The organism is Paenimyroides aestuarii, from assembly GCF_024628805.1.
Taxonomy (GTDB): Bacteria; Bacteroidota; Bacteroidia; order Flavobacteriales; family Flavobacteriaceae; genus Flavobacterium; species Flavobacterium aestuarii_A.
This window is the reverse complement of sequence record NZ_CP102382.1, coordinates 661,607-686,068: the sequence shown is the minus strand read 5'-3', so window position 1 is coordinate 686,068 and position 24,462 is coordinate 661,607. Positions and strand designations below refer to the sequence as shown.

At 35.1% G+C, this 24,462-nt stretch carries 24 protein-coding genes, 1 tRNA gene and 2 pseudogenes; 12 read left to right on the top strand and 15 right to left on the bottom strand.

What is annotated here, in order from left to right:
- Positions 1 to 112: 112 nt before the first annotated feature.
- The gene (locus NPX36_RS03350) at positions 113 to 784 is read right to left on the bottom strand and encodes an EF-Tu C-terminal domain-related protein (protein WP_257500010.1); all 672 of its coding nucleotides are present in this window, start codon (positions 782 to 784) and stop codon (positions 113 to 115) included.
- A gap of 258 nt (positions 785 to 1,042) precedes the next feature.
- Here NPX36_RS03350 and NPX36_RS03345 point away from each other — a divergent pair, with 258 nt between their 5' ends.
- The gene (locus NPX36_RS03345) at positions 1,043 to 1,420 is read left to right on the top strand and encodes an IS110 family transposase (RefSeq protein ID WP_257500009.1); all 378 of its coding nucleotides are present in this window, start codon (positions 1,043 to 1,045) and stop codon (positions 1,418 to 1,420) included.
- A 42-nt stretch (positions 1,421 to 1,462) separates the two neighbouring features.
- Complete coding sequence (locus NPX36_RS03340; protein ID WP_257500008.1) at positions 1,463 to 2,098, top strand: transposase; 636 nt, start codon at positions 1,463 to 1,465, stop codon at positions 2,096 to 2,098.
- Between the two features lie 175 nt (positions 2,099 to 2,273).
- Here the strand turns inward: NPX36_RS03340 and NPX36_RS03335 are convergent, their stop codons facing one another.
- The 4 genes from NPX36_RS03335 to NPX36_RS03320 all read right to left on the bottom strand — a co-directional run bounded on the left by NPX36_RS03335 (position 2,274) and on the right by NPX36_RS03320 (position 6,023).
- Positions 2,274 to 3,443: an ATP-binding protein gene (locus NPX36_RS03335; protein ID WP_257500007.1), complete on the bottom strand. Its 1,170-nt coding sequence runs from the start codon at positions 3,441 to 3,443 to the stop codon at positions 2,274 to 2,276.
- A 274-nt stretch (positions 3,444 to 3,717) separates the two neighbouring features.
- A complete protein-coding gene (locus tag NPX36_RS03330) occupies positions 3,718 to 4,386 on the bottom strand; it encodes a hypothetical protein (RefSeq protein WP_257500006.1) in 669 nt (222 codons plus the stop codon).
- Positions 4,387 to 4,547: 161 nt separating this feature from the next.
- A complete protein-coding gene (locus tag NPX36_RS03325; RefSeq protein WP_257500005.1) occupies positions 4,548 to 5,234 on the bottom strand; it encodes a hypothetical protein in 687 nt (228 codons plus the stop codon).
- A gap of 126 nt (positions 5,235 to 5,360) precedes the next feature.
- Positions 5,361 to 6,023 carry a hypothetical protein gene (locus NPX36_RS03320; RefSeq protein WP_257500004.1) on the bottom strand — a complete coding sequence of 221 codons (663 nt, stop codon included), beginning with the start codon at positions 6,021 to 6,023 and terminating at the stop codon, positions 5,361 to 5,363.
- Between the two features lie 216 nt (positions 6,024 to 6,239).
- Here NPX36_RS03320 and NPX36_RS03315 point away from each other — a divergent pair, with 216 nt between their 5' ends.
- Positions 6,240 to 6,563, top strand: a complete 324-nt coding sequence (locus NPX36_RS03315) for a single-stranded DNA-binding protein (RefSeq protein WP_257498279.1) — start codon at positions 6,240 to 6,242, stop codon at positions 6,561 to 6,563.
- 72 nt (positions 6,564 to 6,635) lie between these two features.
- On the opposite strand, the gene NPX36_RS03310 is transcribed toward NPX36_RS03315, so the two are convergent.
- Positions 6,636 to 7,541 carry a histone deacetylase family protein gene (locus NPX36_RS03310; RefSeq protein WP_257500003.1) on the bottom strand — a complete coding sequence of 302 codons (906 nt, stop codon included), beginning with the start codon at positions 7,539 to 7,541 and terminating at the stop codon, positions 6,636 to 6,638.
- 60 nt (positions 7,542 to 7,601) lie between these two features.
- Between NPX36_RS03310 and NPX36_RS03305 the strand changes: the two genes are divergently transcribed.
- Complete coding sequence (locus NPX36_RS03305; RefSeq protein ID WP_257500002.1) at positions 7,602 to 8,270, top strand: SIMPL domain-containing protein; 669 nt, start codon at positions 7,602 to 7,604, stop codon at positions 8,268 to 8,270.
- 65 nt (positions 8,271 to 8,335) lie between these two features.
- Here the strand turns inward: NPX36_RS03305 and NPX36_RS03300 are convergent, their stop codons facing one another.
- On the bottom strand, positions 8,336 to 8,962 hold the full coding sequence (locus NPX36_RS03300) for a chloramphenicol acetyltransferase (RefSeq protein WP_257500001.1): 627 nt from the start codon (positions 8,960 to 8,962) through the stop codon (positions 8,336 to 8,338).
- Positions 8,959 to 9,654, bottom strand: coding sequence for an HAD family hydrolase (locus NPX36_RS03295; RefSeq protein ID WP_257500000.1), 696 nt, complete (start codon positions 9,652 to 9,654; stop codon positions 8,959 to 8,961). The genes NPX36_RS03300 and NPX36_RS03295 overlap by 4 nt, the downstream gene beginning before the upstream one ends.
- 123 nt (positions 9,655 to 9,777) lie before the next feature.
- Here NPX36_RS03295 and NPX36_RS03290 point away from each other — a divergent pair, with 123 nt between their 5' ends.
- The 8 genes and pseudogenes from NPX36_RS03290 to NPX36_RS03245 all read left to right on the top strand — a co-directional run bounded on the left by NPX36_RS03290 (position 9,778) and on the right by NPX36_RS03245 (position 17,009).
- Positions 9,778 to 9,966: a hypothetical protein gene (locus NPX36_RS03290; RefSeq protein ID WP_257499999.1), complete on the top strand. Its 189-nt coding sequence runs from the start codon at positions 9,778 to 9,780 to the stop codon at positions 9,964 to 9,966.
- On the top strand, positions 9,963 to 10,532 hold the full coding sequence (locus NPX36_RS03285) for a hypothetical protein (RefSeq protein WP_257499998.1): 570 nt from the start codon (positions 9,963 to 9,965) through the stop codon (positions 10,530 to 10,532). The genes NPX36_RS03290 and NPX36_RS03285 overlap by 4 nt, the downstream gene beginning before the upstream one ends.
- An 82-nt stretch (positions 10,533 to 10,614) precedes the next feature.
- Complete coding sequence (locus NPX36_RS03280; protein WP_257499997.1) at positions 10,615 to 12,036, top strand: amino acid permease; 1,422 nt, start codon at positions 10,615 to 10,617, stop codon at positions 12,034 to 12,036.
- A 68-nt stretch (positions 12,037 to 12,104) separates the two neighbouring features.
- On the top strand, positions 12,105 to 12,386 hold the full coding sequence (locus NPX36_RS03275; RefSeq protein WP_257499996.1) for a GNAT family N-acetyltransferase: 282 nt from the start codon (positions 12,105 to 12,107) through the stop codon (positions 12,384 to 12,386).
- A 96-nt stretch (positions 12,387 to 12,482) separates the two neighbouring features.
- Positions 12,483 to 14,056: pseudogene (locus NPX36_RS03270) on the top strand (IS1182 family transposase); the annotation flags it as partial.
- A gap of 451 nt (positions 14,057 to 14,507) precedes the next feature.
- Positions 14,508 to 15,482, top strand: a pseudogene (locus NPX36_RS14355) (IS30 family transposase).
- Entirely contained in the window at positions 15,466 to 15,915 is a 450-nt protein-coding gene (locus tag NPX36_RS03250) for a hypothetical protein (RefSeq protein ID WP_257499993.1), read from the top strand. The pseudogene NPX36_RS14355 and the gene NPX36_RS03250 overlap by 17 nt, the downstream one beginning before the upstream one ends.
- Before the next feature lie 2 nt (positions 15,916 to 15,917).
- Positions 15,918 to 17,009: a DUF2891 domain-containing protein gene (locus tag NPX36_RS03245; RefSeq protein ID WP_257499992.1), complete on the top strand. Its 1,092-nt coding sequence runs from the start codon at positions 15,918 to 15,920 to the stop codon at positions 17,007 to 17,009.
- Positions 17,010 to 17,266: 257 nt separating this feature from the next.
- Here NPX36_RS03245 and NPX36_RS03240 read toward each other — a convergent pair.
- The 7 genes from NPX36_RS03240 to NPX36_RS03210 all read right to left on the bottom strand — a co-directional run bounded on the left by NPX36_RS03240 (position 17,267) and on the right by NPX36_RS03210 (position 24,460).
- Positions 17,267 to 17,338: transfer RNA gene (locus NPX36_RS03240), tRNA-Arg, on the bottom strand.
- A gap of 12 nt (positions 17,339 to 17,350) precedes the next feature.
- Positions 17,351 to 17,800: a GatB/YqeY domain-containing protein gene (locus NPX36_RS03235; protein WP_257499991.1), complete on the bottom strand. Its 450-nt coding sequence runs from the start codon at positions 17,798 to 17,800 to the stop codon at positions 17,351 to 17,353.
- A gap of 93 nt (positions 17,801 to 17,893) precedes the next feature.
- Entirely contained in the window at positions 17,894 to 19,885 is a 1,992-nt protein-coding gene (gene ftsZ / locus NPX36_RS03230; RefSeq protein WP_257499990.1) for a cell division protein FtsZ, read from the bottom strand.
- Between the two features lie 19 nt (positions 19,886 to 19,904).
- On the bottom strand, positions 19,905 to 21,323 hold the full coding sequence (gene ftsA, locus NPX36_RS03225; protein ID WP_257499989.1) for a cell division protein FtsA: 1,419 nt from the start codon (positions 21,321 to 21,323) through the stop codon (positions 19,905 to 19,907).
- A gap of 6 nt (positions 21,324 to 21,329) precedes the next feature.
- On the bottom strand, positions 21,330 to 22,055 hold the full coding sequence (locus NPX36_RS03220; protein WP_257499988.1) for a cell division protein FtsQ/DivIB: 726 nt from the start codon (positions 22,053 to 22,055) through the stop codon (positions 21,330 to 21,332).
- Positions 22,056 to 22,059: 4 nt separating this feature from the next.
- Positions 22,060 to 23,415: a UDP-N-acetylmuramate--L-alanine ligase gene (gene murC / locus NPX36_RS03215; protein WP_257499987.1), complete on the bottom strand. Its 1,356-nt coding sequence runs from the start codon at positions 23,413 to 23,415 to the stop codon at positions 22,060 to 22,062.
- 55 nt (positions 23,416 to 23,470) lie between these two features.
- Positions 23,471 to 24,460 carry a virulence RhuM family protein gene (locus tag NPX36_RS03210; RefSeq protein ID WP_257499986.1) on the bottom strand — a complete coding sequence of 330 codons (990 nt, stop codon included), beginning with the start codon at positions 24,458 to 24,460 and terminating at the stop codon, positions 23,471 to 23,473.
- Positions 24,461 to 24,462: the final 2 nt, after the last annotated feature.

Here is a 24,462-nt window from a genome sequence, read left to right as displayed (position 1 = left end):
TAAAAAAGCTTAAGCAGATTTCGCTATATCGGTTTACGTATTGGTGCTGGTGGGGAATTTGAAAAACTGTCGCCCGATTTTACACGTCAGCCCGCCTTACGCAAAACCCGTGTTACCGGCTGGCTTTTTCTAGTTTGTCGTTTACAATATATTTTATTTCTCCTGTTCCAATAACTGTCACACCTTCTCTAAATTCAAAATGCATTCCTTCTGTCAAGCTACCTGCAAAATAGTCTAGAGATAATATTTTGATTTTTGCGTCAACTATGTCGCCAGGGAAAACTATTTCTTTATCAATAAATGTTTGTTGTCCCGAAGTCTGCATTTCAGTAAAGTCAAACTTTACTTGTGGTCTGTAACCGCTTTTTAAAGGAGTTTGTCTACCGCCTTGTTCGGTCGTCCTATATGTAAGTTTTGCAATAAAGTCTGTCTTATTAAACTCTTGTTCGTAGAAGTCAAGAATGTTTTTTAAGATATTGTCGAAGTTACTTTCATTGCAAAATCTTGTCGAAGTGTCAATGAGTTCAGCTATCGAACTTCCCGCTTCAACGTGCCAAGCATTTTGTCCGTTGAATTTTCTTGCGTCTATTTTCTCAACTGTCAGCGGTGAACCGAAATACTCTTTGAGTTCGTGAACAAAGTTAGCAATTTTGCTTTGGTCTTGTGTAGGCCAGTCGTTCATTGCGTTCAAAAACAGAGTTGCAATGTCCTTCAACTTGTGGTCGGTCTGGTCAATGTCAACCAAGTTCCAAAGTGTCGAATATGTTTCAATTTTGTTGTCCACTGTGTCGTTGTCTAAGCTTGCCGGTAACGTTTCGGGGCTCCTATGTTTGCAAAGTAATAAATTTGCAGATAAAAAGCAAAAGGAATGAGAGAACATTCGGGGCTTAATAATCTAAAAGATATATTCTCGCAAAGAACCATCCTCATTCCTTTACTTCTTTTAGAGTTTGAACAGAATGTAAAGAGTTTTATAAACATCTTGAATAACAATTTGGAGACAAAACGAAGGAAGATTTTGCTTTAATAAAATTTACAACGTATGAAGATATTAAAACAAGTTTTGGGAGTTGATGTTGCACAAGATGAGCTGGTTGTAGCTATAGGAACCCTCCATGAAGATTTAACAACGGAAACAAAAAATTATCAGGTTTTCAGTAATAACGAAAAAGGTTTTAAATCGCTATTACAATGGGTCGATAAAACGAAATCTAAAGACGTAGAAGTTTTTTTTGTGATGGAGTCTACGGGAGTTTATCACGAGCGTTTTGCTTACTTTCTTTATGATAAAGGAGAAAAAGTAGTGATTGTATTGCCTACTAAAATCAGCAATTTCATGCGTACTTTAGACATTAAAACCATCACCGATAAAAGTTGCTCCATCGCCATTGCACAATTTGGATTAAGCAGAAAATTATAAGAGTGGCAACCGTCAAATAAGGTTTACAAAGAGCTTCAGCAGTTGAGCAGGGAGAAAAACCAAGTAATCAGCGAGCGCGTGGTTTGTATGAACCAGCTTCATGCAGAAAAGGCAGAAGCTATGCCCAATATACGAACAATCAAACGATTGAAAGCAAGAATTTCATTGCTGGAAAAACAAGAAAAAGAAATCAACACCGATATGTTGAAAGAGGTAGAAAACAGCCAAGAAGCTAGCCAAGCAATACAGTATATGAGTAGCATACCAGGCGTGGGAAAAGCCACAGCCATTGCAATTTTAGCAGAAACCAATGGTTTTGAACTGATAAGAAACAAAAAACAGTTAACCAGTTATGCCGGGTTGGATATTAGGGAAAAGCAATCAGGCACATCGGTAAAAGGCAAGGCAAGAATCAGCAAAAAGGGCAACAGGAATTTACGCAAAACACTTCATTTTCCATCAATGACGGCAGTAAAATTGAATCAAGAGCACCGTGAATTGTATCAACGCATAGTAAACAAAACAGGAGTTAAAATGAAGGGGTTAGTAGCTGTGCAGAGAAAATTATTAGAATTAACGTATATTTTATATAAAACCAAAACATTCTACGAAGTCAACTTTGAAGAAAATAGGGCGAAAACTCAAATAGATTTCCACCCTATAGAAGCTAACTTGTAGTCGCTTTAATTTTTACAAAATTATAAAAAAACATTAGGTTTTTAACACAGAATCTTTGCGATGATGGGGCAATCGAAGCACGAAAGCCGATATTATTACTAAAGTTTAATTGAAAAACTGCCGTTGAATTTTGCATTTCAGCCCGCCTGACGCAAAACCCTTGTTAGCTGACGTATTATTTGGTCTTTGTTTTTGTTTTTGATTTCACTGTTTTGTTTTGTAATGATTTTCCAAAAATGGAATTGTGATTTTTGTTATCATTTATTGCTTCGACAATTGGGTTAATAGCATTTTCAGAAAATACAATTTTATGCGTTTTATCAAGTGTTTCAACCCAAATAAACTGATTAAATTCATTGTTTATTTTTGTTTCGTCGGGATTTTCAATTGGAAGTTTCTCGTCTGTAATCCAATTTAAATGTTTAAACACACATTTTAATTGATTGGAAGATAAATTATAATTTGATTGAGCTTTTATTTTGTCAAATAAAGATGAAAAATAGATAAAATCTCTTGGAGTTTTGCTCTTTAATTCTCCTACGATTTTATAAATTGGTTTACCTTCATCGTTTGAAATCTTCCCAATATCTCCCGCAGAAATCGCATTAAGAATTATATTAAATATACCGTTTTCAGTTTGGTCAATGTCAATTTCGCTACTTGAAAGCAAGTTTTCTTTTGAGTTATATCCGTAAACAGTATTGTTTTTCGGATTAAGAATTAAAACTTCTCTTGGATTTATGTCAAACATTTCTGGTAAAAGTTTTGACCATATTTCCATAAACTCTTTGTTCTTTTCGTTTGCTTTGATTTGTATAAATTTGTTAAAATCTTGAGTGGTTGAGTTAGCAACTTCGTTTTTCCCAGAAACCCTGTAAATTATTTCTCCTTTTTTTAAATTATACTCTTTAAAATCATTAATTGGAATTATTATTTGATTTTGTTTTTCAATTAGAAGATAAAAGAAATTTCTTGTTCCTATTTGAAATGATTGCAAATCTAAATCTACACCGACTTTAGCAACTTTGTTAAATTGCTGACAAACTAAACTCAAATCTATTTGATTTAGAAGGTCAATATTTTTCACATCTAATCCAATGTCTTCCAAAGTTCCAGTCTTTTTATCTTCTTTTATTCCGAGTAAAAGTATTCCACCATTTGAGTTTGAGAAAGATAAAATGTCTTTTGCGAAATTCCTCATAAAAATTTCGATACATTCTGTTAAACCATAAAAATTTAGTTCCATTTTATAATCATAAAGATTATTTTCTTTTGGAAATTTTCCGTGGTCTTTTAAATTCTCAATTGTTGTTGAAATTTGTTCTTTTAGTTCCTTTAAATTCATAAAAACTTGTTTGGTCGTTCTTTTCGGAAAATATGTCAGCTAACGGTTCGGGTATTGCCGAAGGCGGGGATTTTTGCTCCCAAGCCTAATAGAAATACCTCAAGCCAAATATATGCAAAAATTTCTAAATGTGCACTTTAGCCCCGCTTTTGGCAATACCTTGTTGTGCGATTGTGCTTTTCTTTCTGTCATTTTCGTATGTGTTTAAGATATACATAAAGCCAACATATTAATGCAAAAAAGAACATTACTAATCCTCCTTTAAGTTCATTTTTTATAAAAATCCCAAAAAACCGAAAAAAGTGCAGACTGATGCGATTAACGACATGGTAATTAAATCAAAAAGTTTAGACTTTCTTTCTTTTCGCTGGGCTTGTTCTATTACTATTTGGTGCTTTTCGTCATTCTTTTTATTAATGGCTTTTTGTTCAAGATTTATTTTTTTGTAAACGCTTGAAAATGGCTCAAAGTCATTATTGAAGCCTATGGTTTGAAATGTAACTTTTTCTGTATGAAATTCTTTTTGAGTTTGTGTGTCGGTATGAAATTTTTCAAGCTCTATGAAAATATCTTCTTGTTGATTGCAAAACCAACTTATTTCCTCAATAGATAATTCAATAGTTGAATTGTTCAGCACTTCAGATTGTATAAATTTGATAAATTCTAACCGCAATTGCTTTTTATCACTACTTTCATTTAAGTTTATTTTCGATTGTAAGTTTTTAATTGCGTTCTCTTTTGTAACTTTTAAGTTTGCTTTTCGTTCTTCATCTTCCCCATTGTATTCATTCTTTGTAAATGCTTCTATAATTTTATTTTTTTGAGCTTCGATAAGTTCAATATTATACAATTCCTGCCATAAAGAAGGAATAATTGTAGCATACTCAAATTCACGCCATTCGTTTTCTTTATTCTGATAAAATAAGTAAGTTCTATTTGCCATTTTTCTTTTGGGGAAGTTGTTGGTTTAGCATATCGCACAACGGTTTCGGGCTTGGCGAAGGTGGCGATTTTCACCACAAATGTTGATGCGGAGAACCAAACTTTGATTAACCACAAATGTGTCTGCGGAGCACTGAACCCGCCACTTTTGCCAAACCCGTGTTAGCGGTTGTATTTCTTTATTATTTTTTCTTCGTCCGTGTCAATTTTCAATACTATTTCGTCAGTCGTCACTGTGTCAATCTCCACACAATTTCTCAGTCCACCAATTACATGTTCAACACATTTCGATTTCTCAAATCCTGTTGAAAGGATTTCATTTCTATTCTTAATGTCATAAATGAGCAATTTTTCATTCTGTTCATGTTCATTTTCTATGTAGAGCATGACTTGTTCTTTCTCGTCAACATCCACCCAAGTTCCTTTACGTAATTCCTTTCCTGTTTTTTTGTCAATTAGCTGAATTTCATGCGGGTTTCCTGAACCAAAAGATTGAACAAATACAAAAGAGCTGTCAAAGTCCGCACCGATATAACCTAAGTTTTTAAATAGCATAGGAAAACTTGTCTCATTCAGCACTTTAATTTCATCATCTCCTTTTCTCAAAGTCAAGCTTTGAAGTTTTTCACCCGTTTTGTCCGTATATACTTTATATTTAAAATTGTATCCACCGCTCAAAATTGTGTCGTAGTCGTAAGGCTCAAACTCAATTATGCCGTCAGGAGTTTGATGTTCAACAATTGTCGTATCAGAATAATTTATAGAATCAAATATCTTGCCTTCTTGACTTTTATTTTGACAAGAAATTAGAACTATGAATATCAATATTATTAAAATTGTCTGTTTCATTTTATATAACCGCTAACGGTTTCGTATAAGCGTAGTGCGGGATTTAAAAGCACTTCACTTTCGGTTTACCACTATGTTTGTTAATATTCAATTCGTTTAAATTTAGCACTTTAGCCCGCATTACGCTTATACATTGTTGGCAGCTGTATTTTCTTCTTTTTTCTTAATTGTCTTGTTCATAAATAATTTCATCGTGTAACCAAATCCAAGTCCGCCAATTGTCCAAATTACAAGTCCTAAGAATAAAGTTTTCAAAGTTATTTCTTGTCCGTCAAAGTATGGAAATCCGATTGACATAATCAAAAACATAAATGCTCCCCAACTTAATCCTGTTTTAATCCACCTCTTTTTGTCAAAAGGATTGGGAATATGTTCGAGGTCAATATTTTCATATCGTTTTGGTTGTTTTTCTAACCATTTTTCTCTTAGACTTTTTCTAAACCAACCCCAAATCGGAAAAGTAATTGCGAGAATTATCAAACTCAGTCCATTAGTCAGACAAGGTATGGTATTCCCACAGTTTTTACAATATAGTCCAAACCAATTTTTAAATGCGGTTCCGTTTTCTTTCGACCAAGTTCTTCCATCGTGAAGTGTCTCGCAATGAGGACAAGGAACAAGTGTTCTTTCAATCCTCGGCTTGTCAATTGTTTTATCTTCCAAACTGACTTTCGGAACTCTTTGTCCTAAAATCAATTCATTTATTGCTAAACATGGATTCAAAATCCAATGTAGCATCATCCAATTTTTCCAAGTATAAACTTTGTACTTTTCTTTATTAAATTCCATTGCGTTCTGTTTTTTCATATAGCTGCCAACACCCAAATATACGAAAGTTCCTTAATTAACAAAAAATAAAACACGAAGTCATAAATATCTGTTAATAAACCATATAATCGACAACAAACATTTACAATCGACTACAAATGTTTAACAACCGAATAAAATTTGCAAGCTGTCGCAACTTTGTATCAAATCATTATTTAATCATAAATTTTATACGCCATGAGTACATTACGCAACAACGTTCGCTTAATCGGGAGAGTAGGCAACACACCAGAAACCAAAACTTTTGACAATGGTACAAAAGTAACCTTATCGCTTGCAACGAGCGATTATTATTACAACGATAAAAAAGAAAAAGTGGAAACCACCCAATGGCACAACATCGTTGCATGGGGCAAAACCGCTGAACTGATTCAAAAATATGTTGAAAAAGGTAAAGAAATTGCCGTGGAGGGTAAACTTACTTATCGCACCTACGAGGATAAAGAGGGCATCAAGCGCAGCATTACCGAAATTGTAATCAGCGAAGTGCTGTTTTTCTGAAACGAAAATCGGTAGGGTATTATAGCATTTTCACAGGTGCACAGATGGTAATCTTGCATCTGTGGTTTCCTTCTATATCAACAAGTCACGGGCTGCTTTAAAGGTGTTTACATGGGCTTGCAATATAGTTCGCAGGTCGGGTGAATAACCTCCACCCATGCTGCACTGAATGGGGATATGGTATTTTTTAGCCAACGAAAACACCAATATGTCGCGTTGTTTGCAACCATTAATGCTACAGTTCAATTTACCCAATTTGTCGGTTGTTAAAATATCCACACCTGCTTGGTAAAAAATAAAGTCGGGTTTTTCAGCAGCAATTATGGGCTCTAAATGCTGTGTTAAAAGCTGCAGATATTCCGCATCGGTAGTGTTGTTTTCTAATGCAATGTCTAAACTCGATTGTTCTTTTTTAAACGGATAATTGGTTTTTCCGTGCATAGAAAATGTGAAAACGTTTGGGTTGTTGCTGAAAATTTCCGCTGTTCCATTGCCTTGATGCACATCTAAATCAACAATAAGTACTTTAGATACCAAATGGTGTTTTAGCAAATAGGCAGCTGCAATTGCTTGGTCGTTCAGCATACAGAAACCTTCGCCATAATTAGAAAAAGCATGATGGGTGCCTCCGGCAATATTAAAGGCAATACCGCTGTTTTCGATCGCTTTTAAAGCGCCGGTTAAAGTGCCTTGTGCAATGATTCGTTCCCGTTGCACCAGTTGGGCGTTGTGTATAAAGCCCGTTTTTCTAATTTCTTTTGCGGTGAGTTGTAAATTCATATATCGGTTCACATAATCGCTATCATGAACCAAACAAACGGTGTTGGTGTCTATTTCAGTGGGTTGAAAAAAATGTTCCTCGCTCACAATTCCTTCAAAAAGCAGTTGTTGAGGGAGCAGCTCGTATTTTTCCATTGGAAATCGATGGTTTTCTGGAACCGGATGTTTGTAAATAGGATGATACGCTATGGGAAACATTTTTTTTTTCAAAGATAAAATGATTTTTTTGCTAGATTTACAATAAATCCTTTTTTAAACATGAAAACATTTATAACTGTTCTATTTGCCATTGTATCGCAAATTGTTTTTTCACAAAATTTACAAACATCTCCGTTTATTGAAGTAGTTGGAACTGCCGAAAAAGAAATAGTTCCCGATGAAATTATCATTGCTATTACCTTAAAAGAGCATACTGATTCTAAAAACAAAATTTCAATTGAAGAGCAAGAAGCATCATTATTAAGTGAATTAAAAAAGAAAGGTATTCCTTTGGAACAACTGACTCTTGAAAATGCAAATGCGTATGAATTAAGGGTTCGTAAAAAAACAAATGAGTTAATCAACCAAAAGCAATACCAATTAAAATTAGCTTCAATCGAAGAGGTAAACAGCGCTATAGATGCTTTTGATTCTGCCAAGATTAAAGTGTTTTATATACAAGAAATGACGCATACCCTTATCGAAGATTTTAGAAAAGAAGTAAAAATATTGGCTCTTAAAGCTGCAAAAGACAAAGCAAAATATCTGTTGGAAAGTATTGATCAAACTGTTGGTAATGCTTTAGAAATTGTAGAGGTTTCAGATTACAACCTTGTAAATGCGCGATCAAATGTTGCAGCACCTTCATTTCAAGAAAAGGGTAATGAAATTGGTTTAAAGCCCATTCTCATAAAAGTCAGTATGAAAACTAAATTTGAGATTAAATAGATTCACAAATTTTTAGTGGCTAATTATAAAAGAAATCTGTGCATCTGTGGTAAAAAACAATTAATCTATTCATTCAAAATATCCTGAAACAAATCAAAAAAGCGCCCCATATCAATACCGTCAACCAAACCGTGATGTGCAAATAAAGCAACATTGAAAAATTTTCTACCATTTTTGTCCATCATTTTGCCAATAGAAACTTTTGGTGCACTATCAGGGTATTGAAAGCCCCGGGCATGTGTTAACGAGGTGAAATTCACCCAAGGGATTGCAGAAAAATGAATAATATTGTCGCCGTAATCGTCTTTCGTAAGCAATGTGGTGGTTTGTTGAACGCGTGCCATTTCCTTTTGCACCGATTTTTGAAAAAGCTCTAAATCTTCTTGATAAATAATATGCGAAAAGCCAAAGGTTTCGTCTTCTTTTAATACCGTTGACGAAGCATCAATCCGATCATGCTGAAAAACCTTTCCATTGTCAATCCGCAGTTTAAAAGCCGGCAATTGATTCATGGTTTTCAATGTAGCATACAAATAATAAATAAAAAACGATATGTTTAATGCTTTCGCTTTTTCGTAGGCTTTGGTAACATCGATTTCAACAGTAAGTCCGTAAAAGGGTTCATCCATTGCCGAGAAAAATTCAAAATGACTTTTTCGTTTCCAACTATCTAAATTAATTTCTGTTTTCATATGTTCAATAAGGTAATAATTTCGCTTGCTTTTTCAACCGTAAAAAAATGATTATGCACAATTTCGTGGTCAATGCGTTCGTGTGCCCAAGTGGTGTGGAAAGGTACGTGCACGGCAGTTCCGCCAATGTTTAACACAGGCAATACGTCTGATTTTAACGAGTTTCCAATCATTAAAAAGTTTTCGGGTTCAATTTCTAAGCGTTTCAAAAGTTTTTCATAATCTAATTCTTCTTTTTCAACCATCACTTCGATATGATGAAAATATGCCCCCAAACCCGATAAATGCAATTTGCGGTGTTGGTCTTTTAAATCGCCTTTCGTTGCCACCACCAATTTGTATTTTCCGTGTAATTGTTGCAAGGTTTCTTCAATGCCTTCTAACAGAACAACCGGTTTTGCCAATAATTCTTTTCCAATTTCAATGATTTTTTGCATTACTTTGGTCGATACCGTGTGGTTTGAAACCTCGTAAGCCGTTTGTACCATCGATAAAACATATCCTTTGATACCATAACCATACAATGGTAAATTGCCGATTTGCGTTTTGAACAGCGCCTGTGCTAAACTTTGTTTTGAGAGATAATCACTCATTAAAGCACAAAATTTTTCTTCGGCTTCGTCAAAATAAGGTTCATTTATAAATAGAGTATCGTCGGCGTCAAAGGCAATTACTTGTATGTTTTGTATCATTTTATTCAAAGTTTCTTCAAAGATAAAACCTAAAATCAGAGTAATTGTTCAAAAGGAATCAATTTGTTAAAAAAAAATGCCATATCATTAAATTTTGTACATTTAATATAAAAAAGAGAAACTATGAAAAATGTAATGAAACAAGAAATGCAGCAGCTCAATTATGAAGATGCAGCTGCTTTGGTAACCACAGGTGCAGCGGCAGGAATTGCCGTAACAAAAATTACAGGACATTCTAAAACATTGGGTGCAGCGGTTGGCGTTGGTTTAAGTATGTTGTTTTATGGGATTTTAAAAAAATATGGAAAGTGAAAAAAATAGTATTGTTGTTGGTTGCAGCATTTTCGTTCAGCGCTTGTTGCACAGGGTTGAATGATGATCTTCCAACTCCTGAACCGCGAGGCCCGTATGTTGCCGTATTAATTGTTGATGACATAACCAATAATTTTGAGGGCGGAAAGATTTATCATTATAATCAGGAATTTTCAACATATAATTTAACGGTTGAAAATGTTCCCCCGGCTGATGTTGGATATATTAAAGTGCATTATGTGGAAGCAAATCAGTTGATTTATCACGCCACCCAAGTTTTCATGGGCATTGGTGAAATAATTGTTCCAAACCCATTAAAACCGCCACAAGATTTTCAGCGCGTGTTGACCGAAGATTTCTTTGCTTTGCCAAATGATGCAATTGAACTGACAAACGCACCATCGCCCGAAGGAAAAGCCGAAGAAAAATGGACACAAATTCAAAATTTAGAAGTGGTTCGCAATGCGTTGCAACAAAACAAAGGTTCTATACACTATTTTAAACACATCACAGACACCGGAGGTTTTGTAGAAAATGCCAAATGGGTTTTTATCGTAAAAAATTAAGGTTGCCAAGTGCAGCCTTTTTTATTGATTTTTTAAAATAAACGTTTATTTTAGCAGTTAAAACAAACTAAAACTTTCAACTTTGGAACAAACAACTACAAGCAATTCTTTGAAAAGAGGATTGTCTAACCGCCATATTCAGTTAATTGCCTTGGGTGGAGCCATTGGAACGGGCTTATTTTTAGGAATTGGACCCGCTGCCGTTTTGGCCGGCCCCTCGGTTATTTTAGGATATGCCTTTGCAGGAATCATCGCTTTTTTTATCATGCGTCAGTTGGGGGAAATGGTGGTAGAAGAACCTGTTTCGGGCTCTTTTTCGCATTTTGCTTATAAATATTGGGGATCGTTTGCAGGTTATTCTTCCGGTTGGAACTATTGGATTTTGTATATTCTGGTTTCCATGGCAGAATTAACAGCCATTGGCAAATATGTACAATTTTGGTGGCCCGATATTCCTTTGTGGGTTTCTAGTTTATTTTTCTTTGTAACGATAACCGCCTTGAATTTAGGCTCGGTTAAAATGTTTGGCGAAGCCGAGTTTTGGTTTTCTATTATTAAAGTAGTGGCTATTTTAGCCATGATTGCTTTTGGATCGTACTTATTGATTTCGGGAACAGGTGGCGAACAAGCAAGTATTTCCAATCTTACAAACAACGGAGGATTTTTTCCAAAAGGTTGGCTCGAAAAAACCAGTGACGGATACCAAGGTTTGCTCTCGGTGATGGCGATCATCATGTTTTCTTTCGGCGGATTGGAACTAATTGGAATTACAGCTGCCGAAGCCGCAAATCCCGAGAAAAACATTCCAAAAGCAACCAATCAAGTAATTTATCGTATTTTAATTTTCTATGTAGGTGCTTTAATCATTTTGTTTTCGCTTTCTCCGTGGGCAACCATCACCACAGAAACAAGCCCATTTGTTACCGTTTTTGATAATTTAAAAGGTTTACATTTCAATCTATTCGGAACCGATATTTCGGGTACAAATTTAATTGCCAATGTACTTAATTTAATTGTATTAACAGCTGCATTATCGGTTTACAATTCATCGGTTTACAGCAACAGCCGCATGTTATATGGCTTGGCAGAACAAGGAAATGCACCAAAATTCGTAATGCACTTAAATAAAAGTTCGGTTCCCACCCGCGCTATTATTGTTTCGAGTTGTTTTGCAGGTTTGTGTATCATTATTAATAAGTTAATGCCAGATGAAGCCTTTAAAATACTTATGTCCTTGGTGGTTTCATGTTTAATCATTAACTGGATCATGATTTCGTTTACACATTTAAAATTCCGTAAGTTTAAAGACAGCGTTTTGATAAAAACCAAATTCCCATCGTTTTTATATCCGGTTTCCAATTATATATGTATGGCGTTTTTGTTAGGGATTTTAGTGATAATGAGTATGACCGGTATGCATGTTTCGGTAATTTTAATTCCGGTTTGGTTGCTTATTCTATTTATAACATATCAGCTTGTTCAAAAGAATAAAAATCAATCTTAATATAGCTTAACAATTAGTTGCAGTGTTTTTTGTAACTTTAAGAAACAAATTTAAAAACAAAATTAGTTATGGAAATCAATCACAGAAAAGAAGAAAGTAAAGGTGTTTTTATTGCAACAGAAAACAGCTTAAAAGCCGGTGAGATGACTTATAGTAAGGCTGGGGATGATAAATTTATTATAGACCATACCGAGGTAAATCCGGAATTCAAAGGAAAAGGAGTTGGTAAAGAAATGGTTTTGGCAGCAGTTGATTACGCCCGCGAAAACGGAATTAAAATTTTGCCTTTATGTCCGTTTGCGAAAGCAATGTTTGATAAAAACAAAGACATCCAAGACGTTTTGGTTTAACATACAAAGAGGCTGTCCAAAAAGTTTGGGCAGCCCTTTTTTTGTTGTGTTTTCTCTAAAAAATTCGTATTTTAGAGTTGAACAAAAAACCCAACTATGGCTAAGGTAACATTTAAAAATCAAACAGGCAACTCTCCAGAACTTTTCCCTATCAATATTTTTGATTTGATTCCAGAAGACCACCCCGTTCGGTTGGTGGATTCGGTGGTTAATCAATTGGATATCAGCGATATTACAAATCTTTACTTAGGCGGAGGTTGCTCTGCATATCATCCGAGAATGATGATTAAAGTGTTGTTTTACAGCTATTTGTCCAACATTTATTCGTGTAGAAAAATCGCCAAAGCCCTTACCGAAAACATTCATTTTATGTACATTTCGGGAAATTCTACGCCAAATTTTAGAACCATCAACGAATTTAGAGGGAAAATTTTGAAGGAGAAAATCAAAGATTTGTTTGCCGAAGTGGGTGAAAATGCTGGTAGAATTGGGCTACATCAGCCTTGATATTCAGTATATTGACGGCACAAAAATAGAGGCAAAATCCAATAATACACCTTCGTTTGGCGGGGTTCTGTGGAAAAGTACAAAGAAAAATTAGAAGTTAAAATCAATACGATTCTTTCAGATATTGAAAACAGTATTCAATCAGATAATCAAGAACTTAACAAGGAAGAACTGCCCAAAAAAATCAATTCCGAAGAACTAAAAGAGAAGTTATCTGAATTGAACAAAAAACTAAAAAGACCTACCAAAAAACAGGCAAAAGAGCTACAAAAACTTCAGGATGAGCATCTTCCAAAATTAGAAAAATACGAAAAAGACCTAGAAACTTTAGGCGATAGGAATTCTTACAGCAAAACCGACCCCGACGCTACTTTTATGCGGATGAAGGAAGATCACATGAAAAACGGACAGCTTAAACCGGCTTATAATACGCAGATTTCAACTGAAAACCAGTTTATTACACACATCTCTATCCATCAAAAACCTGGTGACACCACCACTTTAGAATCTCATTTGGAAGGTTTTGAAAATGCTTACAAAAAACAAAGCAAGAAGTGGTTGCCGATGCAGGATACGGAAGTGAGGAGAATTACGAAATGCTTGAAAATAAGAGCGTTACAGCGTATGTGAAGTATAATTATTTTCATGCAGAACAGAAAAAGAAGATGGAAAACAATCCGTTTTTGGTTCAGAATTTATTCTATAACCAAGAACAAGATTTTTACGTTTGTCCGATGGGTCAACGAATGGAAAATATAGGCAAAGGCAAACGAATTTCGAGCAACGGATACGAATCGCAAGTGTCTTATTATCAAGCTAAAAACTGCAACAATTGTCCGCTTCGAGGGGAATGTTTCAATGCAAAAGGCAACCGAAAAATAGAAGTCAACCACCGATTAAATGAATTAAAACACAAGGCTAAAACATTATTAACTAGCGAAGAAGGTTTAAAACACCGAAGCAAACGCCCGATAGAAGTAGAAGCTGTCTTTGGTCAACTCAAAAGCAATAATAAATTTAACAGATTTACATTCAAAGGATTAGAAAAAGTAGAATTAGAATTTCTACTGATGGCTCTTGGACATAATTTTAGAAAAATGGTGGCTAAAGGAGCGACTTCTAAGAAAATTGTTGTAAAAACCGCAAAACGAGGTTCAAAAATGATTTTTGAAATTGAAATTTTCATTTTTAAGCATCAAGAATTTTCTTCAACTAAAAATAATCATCAAAATTTTCACTATCAAAAATTAGCCGCATAAAAAAAAGACTGCCCTTTTTGGACAGCCTCTTTTTTTTAATAGACAGTTTATATGAAACGTTTTATTATTATAATTTTATTTTTGCTTCAAACATTTTCTTCATTTTCTCAAAAAGCAAATGTACTAGAGTCACGCATTGTTTATCTACCATCACCATTTAGATATGAACATAAAATCAATAAAATCCCCAAAAATAAAGTAGAAAAAATAGATAAACTAATTATTCTTAGATTCAACTAATAAATGCAACATCATAAAAAAAACAGGGGGAACATTTTAGCCCCGCGGGGCTAAAATGTTCCCCCTGTTGGCGAAAAAATACCTTACTTTGTGGTTCCGACACTACAAAATAAAGATGGGACATTTAACGCTTGAACAAAGATACAAAATTGAAACTTACCACAGCTTAGGTAAACGAATTATTGAAATTGCCGACTATATCGGGAAAGACAAATCGGTTGTTTCCAGAGAAATCAAGAGAAATTCTGATGGCAGAAACGGCATCTATAAAGCCAGTTTAGCACATCGAAAAGCCCAAAAAAGGCATCAAATCAAGCCTAAAAAACTTACATTCACTCCAGAGGTTATAAGCAATGTAAAACAGTATTTAGCACAAGATTTCAGTCCAGAGCAAATGGTGGGAAGAGCCGTTTTAGAAGGAAAAAAAATGGTTTCTCACGAACGTATTTATCAGTATATCTGGAAAGATAAGCGAGCCGGTGGCAACCTATACAAACATTTGAGAACCAAAGGTAAAAAATACCGCAAAAGAGGTAGTTCAAAAGACAATAGAGGCTTGATAGCCAATAGGGTAGATATCAGCAAACGACCGCAAATTGTGGAGAAAAAAGAACGATTTGGAGACAAATAGATTTAGTTTTGGTAAAGATCATAAAGGTGCACTATTAACGATTAACGACCGAGCCACAGGATTACTTTTTATGGGAAAAATTGACAGCAAAGAAGCAAAAGCCGTAGAAACCAAACCATAGAACTTTTAAAAGACTGGAAACCTTTATTACACACCATTACATCAGACAATGGAAAGGAATTTGCCAACCACGAGCAACTCTCAGAAAAGCTCGCAATTGATTACTTTTTTGCAAAGCCCTATCATAGTTGGGAAAGAGGTGCTAATGAAAATTTAAATGGTTTAGTAAGACAATATTTTCCTAAAAGTTCTAACTTTGAATCGATAACCCAAGATCAAATTAATAGAGTTATTAATATTTTAAACAACAGACCACGAAAAAGATTTGGTTTCAAAACGCCTAACGAAGTTTTTGCTCTAAAAATGAACGAAAATAGACGAGTTGCATTTAAAACTTGAATCCACGATTCAAAAAACATTTGAATTACCTTTAACAGAAGAAGAAATTAATGTTATCAAGGATTTATACATTTCTAAAAATAGTTTTGGAATATCTCAAAACAAATACCAACAAATTATTAACTCAAATATATTAAGTATTGATTTTAATGAGAAGGATTCTATTAAAATGAATTTCACGGAGATATTAAGTGCAGTAATTGACGGTGCACCTTTTACATTTCATTTACGAACAAAATCTAATGAACTAAGTTTTGAGAGTAATCTAGGTGGTATTCCCAAGCCTGATGAGTTTCACAAATATTTGATTTTTTATCTTATATACAACAATGAAATGCAGTTTGGAAAAAAATCAAACAAATCATTAAAAGCATACTTTAATAGTGAAACAATGATAAAAAGCGCCATGTGGTATCTATCTAAATTAAACTAAATATGAAAATACAATATTTAACTTACATCGTTATTTTTCTTTTATTTTCTTGTAAAAAGTCATCTTATAAAGAAGAAATAAACAAAAATTCTAAATTAAAATTAGAACTAGCCGAAGCACAAAAAATCATTGCGCTTCCGTTGCATTGTTTAGAAGTGGAATATCCAAATAAATTGGGACAGGTTTTAAATTCATCAGAAGAATTGAAATCTCCCAAACAGTTGCGTCCCATTTTTTATGGTTGTTTCGATTGGCATTCATCGGCACACGGATATTGGTCGGTAGTGAAATTGGTCAAGCAATTCCCGGAATTAGATCAAGACAAAACAATCGACCACTTGCTAACAAAGGTATTTACCAATGAAAATGTAGCGATAGAAAAAGCATTCTTTGATCAACCGCACAATAAAAATTTCGAAAGAACCTATGGTTGGGCATGGTTTTTTAAATTGCAGGAAGAATTATATACATGGAAAGACAACCCGAAAGCACAACAATGGTATCAAACACTGCAACCGTTAGAAAATGTTTTTGTTGAAAGATATTTGGACTACCTGCCAAAATTGAATTACCCAATCAGAACTGGAACACACGACAACACCGCGTTTGGAATGGCGTTGAGCTTAGAATATGCACAAACGGTTGGTAACACCAAATTAAAAGACGCGATTACCGCAAAAGCGAAAGAATTATACTCGAACGACACAAACTGCCCAATTGCGTATGAACCAAGCGGTCACGATTTTTTATCGCCTTGTTTGCAAGAAGCTTGGTTAATGAGCAAAGTATTACCACAAACTGATTATAAAACGTGGTTACAGAAATTCTTACCACAATTATTTGATAAGAACTTTGATTTAGAAGTCGGAAAAGTTTCTGATAGAACCGACGGGCATTTGGTGCATTTAGACGGTTTGAACTTTAGCAGAGCAACCTGTTTGTTTCAAATCGCAAAAGTGTTACCGGAACTAAATCATTTAAGACCAATAGCCGAAAAGCATTTTAATGCTGCTTTTCCAAATATATCAAACGATGATTATATGGGAAGCCATTGGTTAGGAAGCTTTGCGTTGCAAGCGTTGGATGCGGAGTAAGCTGTTTTTAATTGATTATAGGAATGAGTTTCAGGGTGGAAAGTATATAAAGCACAAACCATTTAGTTTGTATTCCTATTTATGAAAAATCAACAAGTATTAAAAAAGAAAAAGAGGGCAATAGATAGATAATCTAGTTTGCCCTCTCTTATTAACCAAAAAAAACACTTATGAGCCACAAAGATAGGCAGTGTTGGCATTTAAAAACTTAATCTAGATTAAGTTTTTTGTTTTTTGTGAATTTCTTTGAAAAAAAGTGTCCTCGGCGGGATTCGAACCCACATCATCAGAACCGGAATCTGACATTCTATCCTTTGAACTACGAAGACTTGTGATCAAAACTAAGCTGTTAATAGCTTTTTAACGATCGTTGATATGGTTTTTCCATCGGCTGATCCTGCTAATTTAGCATTTGCCAAGCCCATTACTTGTCCCATTGCTGCCATTCCACTAAAGTTGCCTTCTGCTATAATACTTTTTACCACTGCTTCTACTTCGCTTTCTGATAGCTGTGCAGGTAAAAATTGCTCTATAATAGCAGCTTGTGCCAATTCGGGTTCAGCTAAATCGGTGCGGTTTTGTTCGATAAAAATTGCCGCAGCATCTTTGCGTTGTTTCACTAATTTTTGAAGTAGTTTTATTTCGTCGGCTTCTGTAAATGCTGTATCGGATCCGGATGTTTGGGCTAATAAAAGTTCTGATTTTATAGCGCGCAATGATTCTAAAGCTACTTGGTCTTTTGCTTTCATTGCTTCTTTTAAAGCGGCAGTTATATTTGTTTGTAAGCTCATCTTGATTGTATTTAATAGCTGCAAATATAATGAAAAAAAACCTCAAAAAGAACGACTCTTTTTGAGGTTGAGGTAAATATAATCCTAATTTAATTAGTCAACATTATCGTGCAAAAACGAGTTGTTTGAGCGCAATTGCACATCATTGTTTCTGTCTGATGAAACCGAAGTTCTAGAAACATTGTTTGCAGGGTTTTGAGTTAAATCTACTCCCATTCTTTTGTATGCCGGCTCTTTTTCCAAATCGTTTATTTGGTTGCTCGCTGTATTAAATTTATGGTTAAACTCTTTCATTTTGCGTTTACGTTCTTCTGCACGCTCGCGCAAAATATCGTTAATAGAGGTTTCCATTGGCGATGCATTTTCATCAACAATCACTCTCGTTGGTGTTACAGATGGCTCTTCCGTGCGAACAGTAAATGAGAATGCATCCTCTTCTCTCACTGGTTCTTCGGTTTGTTTTGAACCTAAAAGTTGGTCTTCCACTTCCATATAATCACTTAAATCATAACGAATGATTTCGTTTTCATCGCTCTTATTTTGAGGGGCAGATTCAACAGGTTTTTGTATTTCAAACGAAAATTCTTGTTGGTTCGATTCAAATGCATCTTGCTGTTGCTGTAAATCGAAACTAAATTGCTCATTTGTAATTGCTTGCGTTTCAGTAGCAACTTGTTTTGGTTTCACAATTACAAACGTTGGTTCGTTTACAACAATATTACGAATATCTACTGTTTTTACAACATTTTGAGCTGCCTCTGCTTCTGGTTGAACTGGCTGTGGTTGCTGTGCAGTAATTTGATTGCTCGGTGAGGCAACCGCAGCGTGATTTTCAACTGAATTAGAGGTTTGAGTTTGAACTATTGTTTTTTTTTCAATATCATTTTGTTGGTTTCCCATGTCATCGTCTAAATTGTAAACGATTTTAGGAGCCGATGAAAATGTGGGATTGCTTTGCAACGGTTGCTCTGGCGATGGCGTGTTGCTAAACACAGGCGCTTGGTTTCCCAACAAATCTGCCGTAGCTTTTTGTTCTTCGCCCAAATGGTGAATGATTTTATTCTTGTTTTCGTCGTTTGCGTTAACAATCAATTTTTGTTGTTCTACATTAAACCCCGTAGCAATGATTGTTACCGAAATGGCATCACCTAAATTTGGATCTTCACCAACACCCATAATAATATTTGCGTTGTGACCAGCTTCCATTTGAATGTGGTCATTGATTTCTCCAATTTCATCAATCGTGATTTCATTTTCACCAGAGACAATCAACAACAATACATTTTTAGCTCCAGTAATTTTATTATCGTTTAATAACGGAGAATCTAAAGCACTAACAATTGCTTCCTTTGCACGGTTTTCTCCACTTGCTTCTGCCGACCCCATGATTGCTGTACCCGAATTAGACAATACGGTTTTTGCATCTTTTAAGTCGATATTTTGTGTGTAATGGTGTGTAATTACTTCTGCAATTCCGCGCGAAGCAGTTGCTAAAACTTCATCTGCTTTAGAGAAACCAGCCTTAAAGCCAAGGTTTCCGTAAACTTCGCGTAATTTGTTATTGTTAATTACGATCAACGAATCTACGTTCTTGCGTAGGTTCTCCACTCCTCGTAGGGCTTGTTCTTGGCGTACTTTTCCTTCAAATTGAAAAGGGATTGTTACAATACCAACAGTTAAAATGTCGCGGTCTTTTGCCAATTGTGCAATAACGGGTGCTGCTCCTGTTCCGGTACCACCGCCCATTCCGGCTGTGATAAATACCATCTTGGTATTGGTATCTAAAATTTGCTCAATCTCTTCGATACTTTCCAAGGCTGACTGCTGACCCACTTCAGGATTTGCACCTGCACCTAAACCTTCTGTTAAGGTTAAACCTAACTGAATTTTAATTGGCACGGGACTGTTGTTCAATGCTTGCGCATCGGTATTGCACACTACAAAGTCAACTCCGTTAATACCTTGATTATACATGTGGTTTATGGCGTTGCTACCACCACCACCAACTCCAATTACTTTGATTACATTCGATTTGTTTTTTGGCAAATCTGGAGAGAATGCTAAATTTTCAAAAACTTGATCCATATACTTTGGTGCTTTCTTTTTATTCTGCTTTATCAATAAAATCTTTAAACTTCTTTATAAATTTTCCAAGGAAACGATTTTCAATATAGGCCGATGTTCCTTGTTCCACATCATTTTGTTCTTCAGAATTTGTTTCTTGTTCTGAATGCTGTGGTTTATCGGTTATGGTATTCATTTGTATGCCAGTGTTTTTTGCTTCGTTTGCGTTGTTGAAAGGTTCGGCTTTTGGCTGAATTTTCACACCTGGATGCTCTTGCACATACAAACGGCTTCGGGAATTGTTAATGTCGCTTTCCATCATCAATCCAACTGCTGTTGCAAATAATGGGCGCGAAACCAATTTAGCCGATTCGCCTGAAATATGTTCGTTTGGATAGCCAATTCGCGTGTCTATTCCAGTGATGTATTCTACTAATTGTTTAATATGTTTTAGTTCTGATCCGCCACCTGTTAATACAATTCCTGCAATTAATTTTTTGCGTGGATTGTCGTATCCATAGGCTTTTATTTCAGAGAAAACCATGTCAATGATTTCTACCACACGGGCGTGAATGATTTTAGACAGGTTTTTTAATGAAATTTCTTTTGCTTCCTGACCTCTTAATCCGGGTATTGAAACAATTTCGTTTTCTTTGTTTTCTCCGGGCCAAGCTGATCCAAAACGTATTTTTAATTGTTCGGCTTGTTTTTCAATGATCGAACAACCTTCTTTAATATCTTCAGTGATGACATTTCCACCAAAAGGAATTACCGCTGTATGGCGAATGATTCCATCTTTAAAAATGGCTAAATCGGTTGTTCCGCCACCAATATCAATCAATGCCACACCTGCTTCTTTTTCTTCTTGGCTTAAAACGGCGTCTGATGAAGCCAAAGGTTCTAACGTTAAACCCGAGAGTTCTAATCCAGAGTCTTTCACGCATCTGCCCGCATTTCGGATCGATGCAGATTGACCAACCACCACATGGAAACTTGCTTCTAATCGGCGGCCATACATACCAATGGGTTCTTTTATGCCGCCTTCTTCATCTACTTTGAATTCTTGTGGAAGTACATGAATGATTTCTTCACCGGGTAGCATGTTTAATTTTTGAACTTGTGCAATAAGTTTGTCGATGTCTAATTCTGAAATCACTGTATCGGGTTTGTCACGCGTGATGTATTCTTGGTGGTGAATACTGCGAATGTGTTGCCCAGCAATTCCTAAAACCACATCGTTTATTTTGCACCCCGATTCTGCTGATGCTTGTGCCACCGCATGTTGAATTGATTGTATGGTTTGCGTTATATTGTTAACCACACCACGTTTTACACCTAAACTTTTTGCGTTACCAATACCAAGAATTTCGAGTTTTCCGTACTCGTTTCTTTTACCTACCATTGCAACAATTTTTGTTGTTCCAATATCTAATCCTACTGCAATGTTTTCTTTATTCATATCCTTTTATTTCGTGCAAACTACTTGCTCTGTAAATCGTAAATTAACGTTTTTGTAATGCCCAATAAGGGTGTCGTTTTTTGAGTAATGTACAAAAGCTTTGTAATTGTCAAACTTTTTTTCAATTTCTTTTAAATGCCCAAATTCTATCAAATAATTGTAATCGCGTACCGTAAAAATAAGCGATTGGTCGTTATTTATTTTAATGCCTGTGATGGCTGTTTTTAGAAATGCATCCTCATTTATTTGATTCAGCATTTTGGCAAAGGCAGCTTTGTTTTTTGGGTTCAGCGTTCCATATACCACCGGTACATGTGCGCTGAATTGCTGCGACAAGGGCATTTTATCTCCATTTTCATCAATATAGTATGATTGAGTGCCGTTTATAACCCTTGCCATGGCTGTTTTTTGGGTTACTTGTGCATGTAATTTGCCATCTACATCAACAAAAACTTCCGATTTTGCAATCATTGGGTGTTTGTTCAGCTTGTTTTCTATGCTGTTTAAGTTCAATTCACTGTTTATTATTTTTGAATCGCGAGGAAAGGTTTGAACTATTGCGTTTTTCACCATTTCTTGCGTAATAAAGTGATTGTTAGAACTTAACAGTTTCACATCAATCTGTTCAATGTAGCGTGCGTTGTTTCTGTTGTTAGCAAAGGCTACCAAAGCAAACAAGGCGGCAATTACAAACGCCAAAAATACATCGAACCAATTGATTTTTTTAATCATTTTTTCAATTATTTTTTTCTAATTCTTTTTTAATTTCTTCTACCATTTCGCCTATGTCGCCAGCACCGATAATTAAAAGAACTTCTGGTGTATTTTCGGTTAAAAAAGGTACTAAATCTTCTTTAGGCAACAAAATTTTATTAGGCGAATTTATCTTATTTATCAACACTTCAGAATTGATGTTTTCAATCGGCAACTCGCGTGCTGGGTAGATTTCAAGCAAAACTATATTGTTGAATGTTGATAAACTTTCTGCAAAACCATCCATAAAATCTCTTGTTCTAGAGAATAAATGGGGCTGAAACACGGCTGTAATCTTCTTATTTGGATACATTTCGTGAACGGCTTGGCTTACAGCTTTTATTTCTGTTGGATGATGCGCATAATCGTCAATCATCACTAATTTTTCGGTATTGATTTTAAAAGAAAAACGACGACGGATTCCTTTAAAACTGTCTAAGCCCGATTTAATTTCTTCGTTGCTTAAACCATAAGTTTTCGCCATTGCAAATGCCAATGAAGCGTTCAAAACATTGTGTTCGCCGGGCATTAACAATTTTATATCGGTAATTTTTTCGCCCTTAAAATCTAAATCAAAAACACGTTTTCCGTTTTCGAATCGTAAATTATAGGCATTGATAACAGCTGTTCCGTTTACCGAAACTTCTGTACCGTTGATGTTTTCAATTCCTTGTGCGATAAACAGTTTGTCTTTATCGCTGATTTTTGATGCAAATTCTACAAACGATGATTTAATGGCATCATTGGTTCCGTAAATATCCAAATGATCGGCATCGTCTGAAATTACACAACCAATATTTGGATGCAGGTGCAAAAAAGAACGATCAAACTCATCGGCTTCCACAACTGTAGCTTCGGTTCCGTTACCAATTAAATTCGTATCGTATCCTTCTACAACTCCGCCTAAAAAGCCAGTAACAGGGGCATTTGCAGCAACCAAAATGTGCGCCAAAATACTCGATGTGGTTGTTTTTCCATGCGTACCCGCAACTGCCAACGAAAAACTGTTCTGCGTGATAATACCCAACACTTCGGCACGTTTTTTTACAGCAAAACCATTATTTTGAAAATAATTCAATTCGGAATGATGTTTTGGAACAGCCGGTGTGTAAACCACCAATGTATCTTCGGTATTTTGATAATCTGCTGTAATGTTTTCTAAATCATCGGTGTAATGAATAGCAATACCTTCGGCTTCTAACTCGTGTGTTAACTGCGTAGGGGTTTTGTCGTAACCGGCAACATTTTTACCAATACGCTTAAAGTATCGGGCAATGGCACTCATGCCAATACCGCCGATTCCTATAAAGAATACATTATGTATGTCTTTTAAATTCATTACTTAACCAACTTAAAAATTTCGTTTACTATATCTTTTGTAGCATTTGGTAATGCTAATTATTCTTTTTTATTTCCTTAATCAATTTATCAAAATCACTTTGATAAGATTTATCTTGTACTACTCGAAATTTATCATATTCGCTTTCTGCTTTTAATTTAGCTTCCAGCATTGTTACCTTTCCTTTGTCTTTTAGAATCGGATAATTGGAAAGTTCTAAAAAGCTGTCCAAAAATTTTGTCCATTGTTGCATGTTAAAAGCAATTCCTCTTTGAGCATTATTTTCTGCCAAATCTAAATATGCAGAAACAATTCTATTCAATTCAGTAATGTGTTCATGCGATAGATAATTCTTAGCAACCGAAACATCACTCTTCAAAATTTTCCCGTCGGGAGCATCTTTCCACGTTTTTAACCCCATATACAATTTGGTGGCATCGGCTTCGGTATAAATAATTTCGGCAGCTGTTTTTCCTGTAATTGCCCAATGCAATTTATTTTGAACCATAGCAAAAAAGCTTTTAGTTTGAGTGCTATTTTTATCATAATCGCTACTTAATGCATATAAATCGGTTATTTTTTGATAAAATCTACGCTCACTTGAACGAATTTCACGAATTCGCTCTAAAAGCTCATCAAAATAGTCTTGTCCGAAATCTTTACCTTGCTTCATTCGTTCATCGTCCATTACAAAACCTTTGATGATAAATTCATTCAATGTTTGCGTTGCCCATTTTCTAAATTCAGTTGCTTGAGCAGAATTTACTCGGTAGCCAACTGCTAAAACCGCTTCTAAACGGTAGAATTTTGTATTATAACTTTTACCATCTTCAGCAGTATGTGCAATTTTTGCACATACTGAATTTTCTTCTAATTCAGCAGTTTGAAAGATATTTTTTAAATGTTTGGTAATTACCGAACGTTCAACATCGAACAATTCTGCCATTGTTTTTTGTGTAAGCCAAAAGGTTCCGTTCTGAAAATGAACAGAAATATTGACTTTTTGATCGATGCTATTAAACAATAAAATATCTTTTGGTTTCATAA

Excerpts from the sequence above, each read along its gene's own strand:
- NPX36_RS03210 (WP_257499986.1), bottom strand. The coding sequence starts at position 24,460 with ATGAAACCAAAAGATATTTTATTGTTTAATAGCATCGATCAAAAAGTC.
- NPX36_RS03220 (WP_257499988.1), bottom strand. The coding sequence starts at position 22,055 with ATGATTAAAAAAATCAATTGGTTCGATGTATTTTTGGCGTTTGTAATT.
- NPX36_RS03310 (WP_257500003.1), bottom strand. The coding sequence starts at position 7,541 with ATGTTTCCCATAGCGTATCATCCTATTTACAAACATCCGGTTCCAGAA.
- NPX36_RS03315 (WP_257498279.1), top strand. The coding sequence starts at position 6,240 with ATGAGTACATTACGCAACAACGTTCGCTTAATCGGGAGAGTAGGCAAC.
- NPX36_RS03290 (WP_257499999.1), top strand. The coding sequence starts at position 9,778 with ATGAAAAATGTAATGAAACAAGAAATGCAGCAGCTCAATTATGAAGAT.
- NPX36_RS03295 (WP_257500000.1), bottom strand. The coding sequence starts at position 9,654 with ATGATACAAAACATACAAGTAATTGCCTTTGACGCCGACGATACTCTA.
- murC (WP_257499987.1), bottom strand. The coding sequence starts at position 23,415 with ATGAATTTAAAAGACATACATAATGTATTCTTTATAGGAATCGGCGGT.
- NPX36_RS03235 (WP_257499991.1), bottom strand. The coding sequence starts at position 17,800 with ATGAGCTTACAAACAAATATAACTGCCGCTTTAAAAGAAGCAATGAAA.
- NPX36_RS03325 (WP_257500005.1), bottom strand. The coding sequence starts at position 5,234 with ATGAAACAGACAATTTTAATAATATTGATATTCATAGTTCTAATTTCT.
- NPX36_RS03305 (WP_257500002.1), top strand. The coding sequence starts at position 7,602 with ATGAAAACATTTATAACTGTTCTATTTGCCATTGTATCGCAAATTGTT.
- NPX36_RS03275 (WP_257499996.1), top strand. The coding sequence starts at position 12,105 with ATGGAAATCAATCACAGAAAAGAAGAAAGTAAAGGTGTTTTTATTGCA.
- NPX36_RS03300 (WP_257500001.1), bottom strand. The coding sequence starts at position 8,962 with ATGAAAACAGAAATTAATTTAGATAGTTGGAAACGAAAAAGTCATTTT.
- NPX36_RS03330 (WP_257500006.1), bottom strand. The coding sequence starts at position 4,386 with ATGGCAAATAGAACTTACTTATTTTATCAGAATAAAGAAAACGAATGG.
- ftsZ (WP_257499990.1), bottom strand. The coding sequence starts at position 19,885 with ATGGATCAAGTTTTTGAAAATTTAGCATTCTCTCCAGATTTGCCAAAA.
- NPX36_RS03335 (WP_257500007.1), bottom strand. The coding sequence starts at position 3,443 with ATGAATTTAAAGGAACTAAAAGAACAAATTTCAACAACAATTGAGAAT.
- NPX36_RS03245 (WP_257499992.1), top strand. The coding sequence starts at position 15,918 with ATGAAAATACAATATTTAACTTACATCGTTATTTTTCTTTTATTTTCT.
- NPX36_RS03345 (WP_257500009.1), top strand. The coding sequence starts at position 1,043 with ATGAAGATATTAAAACAAGTTTTGGGAGTTGATGTTGCACAAGATGAG.
- ftsA (WP_257499989.1), bottom strand. The coding sequence starts at position 21,323 with ATGAATAAAGAAAACATTGCAGTAGGATTAGATATTGGAACAACAAAA.
- NPX36_RS03320 (WP_257500004.1), bottom strand. The coding sequence starts at position 6,023 with ATGGAATTTAATAAAGAAAAGTACAAAGTTTATACTTGGAAAAATTGG.